Origin of the sequence: Halorubrum sp. Boch-26 (genome assembly GCF_029889805.1) — an archaeon.
In the GTDB taxonomy this organism is placed as follows: domain Archaea; phylum Halobacteriota; class Halobacteria; order Halobacteriales; family Haloferacaceae; genus Halorubrum.
On record NZ_JARANT010000120.1, the window covers coordinates 1 to 6,820 of the forward strand.

General features: G+C 68.4%; 6 protein-coding genes and 2 pseudogenes. 4 read left to right on the forward strand and 4 right to left on the reverse strand.

Annotated features, from left to right (window positions below; translation table 11 throughout):
• From OQF71_RS13290 to OQF71_RS13300, 3 genes and pseudogenes are all read left to right on the forward strand, one after another.
• A pseudogene (locus OQF71_RS13290) lies at positions 1-134 on the forward strand (IS630 family transposase); the annotation flags it as partial.
• A gap of 292 nt (positions 135-426) precedes the next feature.
• Positions 427-618: pseudogene (locus OQF71_RS13295) on the forward strand (nucleoside-diphosphate sugar epimerase); the annotation flags it as partial.
• A gap of 98 nt (positions 619-716) precedes the next feature.
• Complete coding sequence (locus OQF71_RS13300) at positions 717-1,982, forward strand: saccharopine dehydrogenase NADP-binding domain-containing protein (protein ID WP_280588240.1); 1,266 nt, start codon at positions 717-719, stop codon at positions 1,980-1,982.
• A gap of 79 nt (positions 1,983-2,061) precedes the next feature.
• Here the strand turns inward: OQF71_RS13300 and OQF71_RS13305 are convergent, their stop codons facing one another.
• Positions 2,062-3,033, reverse strand: a complete 972-nt coding sequence (locus tag OQF71_RS13305; protein WP_280588242.1) for a phosphoadenosine phosphosulfate reductase family protein — start codon at positions 3,031-3,033, stop codon at positions 2,062-2,064.
• Positions 3,034-3,159: 126 nt separating this feature from the next.
• On the opposite strand from OQF71_RS13305, the gene OQF71_RS13310 reads away from it, so the two are divergent.
• The gene (locus OQF71_RS13310; RefSeq protein WP_280588243.1) at positions 3,160-4,506 is read left to right on the forward strand and encodes an alkaline phosphatase family protein; all 1,347 of its coding nucleotides are present in this window, start codon (positions 3,160-3,162) and stop codon (positions 4,504-4,506) included.
• Positions 4,507-4,521: 15 nt separating this feature from the next.
• Here the strand turns inward: OQF71_RS13310 and OQF71_RS13315 are convergent, their stop codons facing one another.
• From OQF71_RS13315 to OQF71_RS13325, 3 genes are all read right to left on the reverse strand, one after another.
• Entirely contained in the window at positions 4,522-5,289 is a 768-nt protein-coding gene (locus OQF71_RS13315; RefSeq protein ID WP_280588244.1) for a hypothetical protein, read from the reverse strand.
• A 69-nt stretch (positions 5,290-5,358) separates the two neighbouring features.
• On the reverse strand, positions 5,359-6,204 hold the full coding sequence (locus tag OQF71_RS13320; protein ID WP_280588245.1) for a hypothetical protein: 846 nt from the start codon (positions 6,202-6,204) through the stop codon (positions 5,359-5,361).
• An 89-nt stretch (positions 6,205-6,293) separates the two neighbouring features.
• Positions 6,294-6,820, reverse strand: a 527-nt coding sequence (locus OQF71_RS13325) for a UDP binding domain-containing protein (RefSeq protein WP_280588246.1), incomplete at its 5' end; no start/stop codon positions are given.

The following is a 6,820-nucleotide window of genomic DNA, read 5'->3' on the forward strand; positions in this document are numbered from 1 at the left end:
CTGTCGAGGAATGTTGGAGACAACTCCAAGCAGCTCTCAGCAACCGGTTCTTCGACTCACTCGACGAACTTACAACAGCGATCGATACCGCTCTTGACCAAATTTCTATTCTAAAAGTGAGCAACTATTTCTAACGTCTACTATAGTTGCGGTCGAGTGCTTCGACGACGACCCCGGGAGATCGGAGTAGACGGTGAACGCGGTAGCTCCCCTCGCCGTGGCCCCCACCTGTGTGTTCGCTCTCGGTGATCCGCAAAGACGCCTGTTCTCTGACGACCCACGTCCATGCACGACAAGCGCGTGCTCGTCACGGGTGGCGCGGGCTTCACGGGCTCGAACCTCGCGAACCGCCTCGGGACCGACAGCAACGTGATCGTCGTCGACGATCTCTTCCTCGGAACGCCCGAGAAACTCAACGTCGCCGCGATCAAAGACGCGCTCGACACCGACATCGACCCCGAGTACATCGAGTGTCCCTTCGACGGATACTTCCACGACACCATGGCCGACTACTCGACGTTCCGCGAGGCGACCGGCTGGGAGCCGGAAATTAGCTTCGAGGAGGGGGTCGAACTCGTCTGTGAGCCGGACGCCGAGAACGATCCCGAAGACGCGTAGGCCCGGGCGTTCGGGGTGTGGAATGTCTTTCGCCTTTCCCACCGGGAGATGCGTTGGACCCCGCCGGTTTACCGTGTCGCCCCCGTAGCGGCGCGCGTATGACAGACGACCGGACGCACGACATCGTGGTGTGGGGCGCGACAGGCATCGCGGGACGCTTCGCGGCCGAGTACCTAACCGAGCGGTACGCGCCGGAGGACCTCTCGCTCGCGGTCGGCGGGCGGAGCCCGGAGCGACTCGGCGAGGTCGTCGACGACCTCACCGATCGGAGCGATGCGTGGGACGACGTGCCCGTCGTCGTGGGAGACGCGACCGACCCCGAGAGCCTGCGCGCCATCGCCCGGGACACGCGGGTCGTCTGCACGACCGTCGGCCCCTACACGACGTACGGGACCCCGCTGGTCGAGGCCTGCATCGAGGCCGGCACGGACTACTGCGACCTCACCGGCGAGGTCACCTGGGTGCGCGAGATCATCGACCGGTACCACGAGGCGGCGGTCGACGCCGGCGTTCGAATCGTCCACGGCTGCGGGTTCGACTCCGTGCCCGCGGACCTCGGAACGCTCCTCGCCCAGTCGTTCGCGGCGGAGACGTTCGACACGCCCTGTCAGACCGTCCGGATCTACCTCGAAGACGGGAGCGGGAGCGTCAGCGGCGGCACCCTCGCGAGTTTCGGCGAGCTGTTCGACGCGGCCGCCACCGACCCGCTGGCCCGGCAGACCCTCCGGGATCCGTACTCTCTGGCGCCGCCCGGCGAGCGGAGCGGCGTCGATCCCGGCGAGCAGCGCCGCCCGCGACGGGACTCCCTGACCTCGGGGTGGACGGCACCCTCGCCGATGGCGGCGGTGAACGAACGAGTGGTGCGACGCAGCAACGCGCTCCTCGGGTACCCGTGGGGCCGCGAGTTTCGATGCACCGAGGTCGTCTCGACCGGGACCGGACTCACCGGCGCGGCCACGGCGGGCCTCGTCGCCGGGGGTCTCGGTGCGTTCACGGCCGCCATGTCCGTCGGGCCGCTGCGCTCGGCGCTGCGGCGGTACGCGTTCCCGGACCCCGGCGAGGGACCGACGAGGGAGGAGGCCGAAGACGGGCACTTCCTGATCCGCGTTCTCGGCCGAGGGACGGCCGCGGACGGGCCTTTCACCGTCGAGGTCGAGTTCGGTGCCGACCGCGATCCCGGCTACGGCGCGACGGCGCGGATGCTCGGGGAATCGGCGGCGTGTCTGGCGACCGGCGACGTGGACTCCCCGCTCGACGGCGGCGTGTTGACGCCGGCGTCGGGGATCGGCCTGCCGCTCGCGGATCGGCTCCGCGAGGTCGGCTTCACGGCGTCAGTCGGCGAGGCACCCGACGGTCGGCGCTGATGCGGGGCCGGGACCGAAGCCGGACGGAGAATCAAGCGGTCTCCGAAACGGATCGAAAAGAAGCGCTCGACGCCCGGCGTTACATGTAGCCGAGGTCGCGCAGCCGCTCCATCAGGTCCTCCTTGTCTTGGGCGCGGCCGGCGCGCTCGGTCGTGTCCTCGAGGTTCTGGAGCCACGCGGGCTCTTCCGTCGTCTTCTCGGTACTGACCTCGCTGCCGAGCGAGCGGAAGCCGGCGAAGTACTTCGGCGAGATGGGAACGTCTTCTTGACTCACGCCCTCGGGCAGATCGTCGTCGGCCTGCGGGACGTACCCCTCGTCGGGGAACGCCTCGACCGTGTCCGGGACGACGTAGTTCCAGAACGCGTCCCACACGTCGGCCTCGGCGAACTGCAGGATGGGCTGGATGCGGTCGTGCGGCGGGAACAGGTCGGGGTCGTGCCGCGGCGAGAAGAACGTCTCGTCGGCGCGGGCCTCCTGTTCGTCCCAGCGGACGCCCGAGATGACGCCGTCGATGTCGTGGGCCTCGAGGGCGTTGTTGAGCGCGACCGTCTTCAGCAGGTGGTTCCCGACGTAGGTGTCGAGCAGGAACGGGAACGTGTCCTCCTCGTACTCGAGGATGTCGCGGATGTGGTGTTGGTTCTGCTCGTTCAGCTCGGCGACCGGGATGTCGTCGCCCGGCTCTAACCCGTTCGCGTCGACGTACGCGCCAACGTCGTCGTTGCGGGCGTACACGAGGTCGATCCCCCACTCGTCGGCCCAACGCTCGACGAAGTCGGTGATGTCGTCGAAATGCTGGAAGTGGTCGATGAAGACGGCGGTCGGCTTCTCGTAGCCGTACTCCTCGGCCACCTGATTGATGAAGTACAGCGTCAGCGTGGAGTCCTTCCCGCCCGTCCACATCACGGCCGGGTTGTCGTACTGTTCGAGCCCCTGCCGCGTGACCTCGATCGCCTTCTCGAGTTTGTGCTGCAGCGACGGGTAGTCCGCCGGATCCTCGCCCTCGCCGTCGGCGTAGTCGACGTCGACGCTCGTCGGGAAATCGTCAGTCATACGCCGAATATGTCTCCGCCGAGGGGAATAGGCCTTCTGAATCGGCACGGCTTGTCAGGATCCGCAGATAGCGGCGTCACTCGCCAGAACACAAGGAATTTGTCCGCTCGAGGTCACTCTCCGCGCATGGGATTATTCGACCGGCTACGCGGCGACGACGACGAGCGCGTCGTCTTCCTCGGCATCGACGGCGTACCGTATGACCTCGTGCAGGATCACCCCGACGTCTTCGAGAACCTCACCGCGATCGCCGACACCGGGTCGGCGGGGCGCTTGGAGAGCATCGTCCCGCCCGAGTCGAGCGCGTGCTGGCCGAGCCTCACCACCGGCGTCAACCCCGGCGAGACGGGCGTATACGGCTTCCAAGACCGCGAGGTCGACTCTTACGAGACGTACGTCCCGATGGGCCGGCACGTGAAGGCGACGCGGCTGTGGGACCGCGTCACCGACGCGGGTCGTGACGCGACCGTGCTCAACGTCCCCGTCACGTTCCCGCCGTCGACGCGGATCCAGCGGCAGGTCTCCGGCTTCCTCTCGCCCGGGCTCGACGCCGCCGCGAGCGACGACGCGGTCGAGAAAGTGCTCCGAGATCACGATTACCGCATCGACGTGAACGCGAAGCTCGGCCACGACGACGACAAAAGCGAGTTCGTCGAGAACGCCCACGCCACCCTCGACGCGCGCCACGACGTGTTCACCCACTACCTCGCCGAGGACGACTGGGACCTCTTTTTCGGCGTGTTCATGAGCACCGACCGCGTCAACCACTTCCTGTTCGGCGACTACGCGAACGACGGGGAGTATAAGGAAGACTTCCTCGAGTTCTATCGGCGGCTCGACGAGTACATCGGCGAGATCCGCGACTCGCTCGACGACGACACGACCCTGATCGTCGCCTCCGACCACGGCTTCACCGAGTTAGAGTGGGAGGCGAACTGCAACCAGTTCCTCGCCGACGAGGGGTGGCTCTCCTACGAGGACGACGACCACGACTCCCTCGAAGACATCGACGACGAGACGCGGGCGTACTCGCTCATCCCCGGTCGCTTCTACCTCAACTTAGAGGGCCGCGAGCCCGAGGGCGTCGTTCCCGACTCCGAGTACGAGGCGGTCCGCGACGAGCTCAGAAGCGATCTCGAGGGGCTCACCGGCCCCGACGGCCGGCGGGTGTGCAAGCGGATCGTGAACGGCGGGGACGCCTTCGACGGCGCCCACGACGAGATCGCGCCGGACCTCGTCGTCATCCCGGCGGACGGCTTCGACCTGAAGTCCGGCTTCGGCGGGAAGGAGGCCGTCTTCACGGAGGGGCCGCGCAACGGGATGCACAAGTTCGAGAACTCGCTGTTGTACACCACCGACCCCGCTCTCGACGTCGCGGGCTCGAACCTCTTCGACGTGACGCCGACGATCCTCGACCTGATGGACGTCGACGCCGACGACGCCTTCGACGGCGAGAGCCTGCTCGCGGACTGAGGGGAGACCGGCTGTTCAAATCCGTTCGGTCGGCGTCGAACACCGCATACAGAGCACCTCGGTGCCGGCCCAGTTCACGTCGTTCGAGCCGCAGTTCGGACACCGGTGCGTCTCGTTGCCGTACTCCGTCGTCCCCCGCGGCGCCGCGAGATGGCCGTCCGCGACCGCCTTCTCGACGAGCCCCGCGAAGCGCTGCTTTTTCAATCGGGCGCGGTGCGCGAGGAAGTCGCCCGGCCGGGCGGGGTCCGGCCCGTGGAGGTCCTCCCACTGGACCGCGATCTCGCCGTTCGCCTGGCCGCGAGCGACCTGTTTGATCGTCGCGGCCGCGGCGCCGAACAGCGGCGTCGTCGCGAGCGCCTGCGGCGAGTCGATATCGTCGCCGGCCGCCGCGTACCGCTCCGCGGCGTCGTCGTACGCCGGCCCGGCACCGTCGAGGCCGCCCGCGACCCGGAAGTCGGCGACGAACTCCGCGAGGCAGGCGCCCTGTCCGGGCGCGTCGAGGACGCGCTGGAAGTCGCGCGTCGCGGCGATCCCCTCGACCGCCCGCTGGGTGGCCCGCGCGTCGACGCCGGCGACCCGGTAGGCGACGGTCGCCGCGAGCAGCTGTTGGAGGCCCTGCCCGATCCACCCCTTCTCGTCGGGGGCGAAGGGGTCGAGGCCCTCGCGCGGGTCGGCGAGCACCCGACGCCCGCCGCGCGTGTATCGGTCGCCGGCCGTCTCGTACTCGCGGGCCGCGAGCGCGTCGACCGCGGCGTCGTGGTGGCCGCCGTCCTGCGTGTTCATACGGACTGAAGGGGAGCCAACGGATTATCGGTGACGGTCACCGAGACGCCGCACGCGGCGCCGTCGAACTCACCGCGACGCGGCGTCGCGGCCGATCCGCTCGTAGAACGCGACCGAATACGTCGCGTAGAACGCGCCGAACGCGCCGGTCAGGAGGAGGTACCCGAGGCCGACGCCGACGAGCACGGGAAGGCCCGGTTCGACCGTCGCCAGGTCGGCGAACGGCGTCCCGGACGTGCCCGGGGACTGCGGACCGAGAACGATCGAGGCGGCCGCGGCCAACGTCCCGAAAACGACGCTGCCGGCGAGGAGGACCAGCGTGTAGCCGAGGACGCTCACGACGTTCGACCGGACGAGTCCGACGCTGCGCCGGAAGCCGTCGACGAGATCCGCGTCGTCGAGGACGATCGCGTGGGCGTAAAACTGGACGACGAAGGTGACGAGGAGGTACGCGAGGAGGAACCCGCCCCCCACGATCGCGAGGAGCGCGAGCAGCGTCGGATCGATCCCGACCGCGGGCGCGTCCGTGGACGTGGACGCGGCGCCGCCGACGACCACGATCAGCCCGCCCATGAACGCGACGAACCCGAAGACGAGGTTGATCGCGAGCAACACGAAGTACGCGAGCAGCAGCGACAGGTAGTTCTCTTTCCCCTCGGCGACCAGCGTCCCAACCTCGGTCCGCCCCGCGACCGCCTCGCTCGCCATGCCGAGCAGCCCGCCTTGGAAGAAGGGGATCGCGAGGACGAAGACGCCGAACGTGGCGAGCGAGACGACCGCCGTCAGGATCGGCTGCGTCGGGGGCACGAGGAAGCTCGGGACCTGCGCGAGCCCGTACAGCGCCGTGACGAGCAGGAGGACCGGGTTGCGAACGATGCCGCCGACTGCCGGACGGAGCGCGTGGAGGGCTGCCATAGGATCCCATTTCAGTCACAACACATAAATCGAACTGTGCGCCGGTCGCCGTGCCGCCGACAGTCGACGATGTCGGGGCGGCGGTCGCGCTACCAGGTGAGTCCTTCGTACGTCAAGCCGTCGCGCCGTTCGATTATCCGCCGACCGTCGACCACGACGGGCTCGGCCATGGCGTCGAAGGCGTCGTCGAGCGCCGCGAACTCGTCCCAGTCGGTGACGACGAGCGCGGCGGTCGCGCCCTCCAGCGCGGCGGCCGCGGAATCCGCGTAGTCGACATCCGGGAACCGCTCGCGCATGTTGTCGGTCGCGACCGGGTCGTAGCCGACCACGTCGGCGCCCCGTTCCTGAAGCCCCTCGATGACCGGGACCGCTCGCGAGTTCCTGGTGTCGTCGGTGCCGGGTTTAAAAGCGAGTCCGAGCACGGCGACGCGCTCGCCCGCGACGTCGACGTGGGAATCGAGGAGTTCGAGCATGCGCTCCGGCTGGCCGTCGTTCACCGCGACCGCGGCGTCGAGGAGGAGGGGTTCGTAGCCCGCCTCGCGAGCCGCCGCCCTAATTGCATCGACATCTTTGGGAAAACAACTCCCGCCCCATCCCACCTGGCTCATATACACAT

What these genes read in the sequence shown, in the direction of transcription:
- OQF71_RS13300 (WP_280588240.1), top strand. Translation starts at nt 717, where the DNA reads ATGACAGACGACCGGACGCACGACATCGTGGTGTGGGGCGCGACAGGC.
- OQF71_RS13310 (WP_280588243.1), top strand. Translation starts at nt 3,160, where the DNA reads ATGGGATTATTCGACCGGCTACGCGGCGACGACGACGAGCGCGTCGTC.
- OQF71_RS13315 (WP_280588244.1), bottom strand. Translation starts at nt 5,289, where the DNA reads ATGAACACGCAGGACGGCGGCCACCACGACGCCGCGGTCGACGCGCTC.
- OQF71_RS13305 (WP_280588242.1), bottom strand. Translation starts at nt 3,033, where the DNA reads ATGACTGACGATTTCCCGACGAGCGTCGACGTCGACTACGCCGACGGC.
- OQF71_RS13320 (WP_280588245.1), bottom strand. Translation starts at nt 6,204, where the DNA reads ATGGCAGCCCTCCACGCGCTCCGTCCGGCAGTCGGCGGCATCGTTCGC.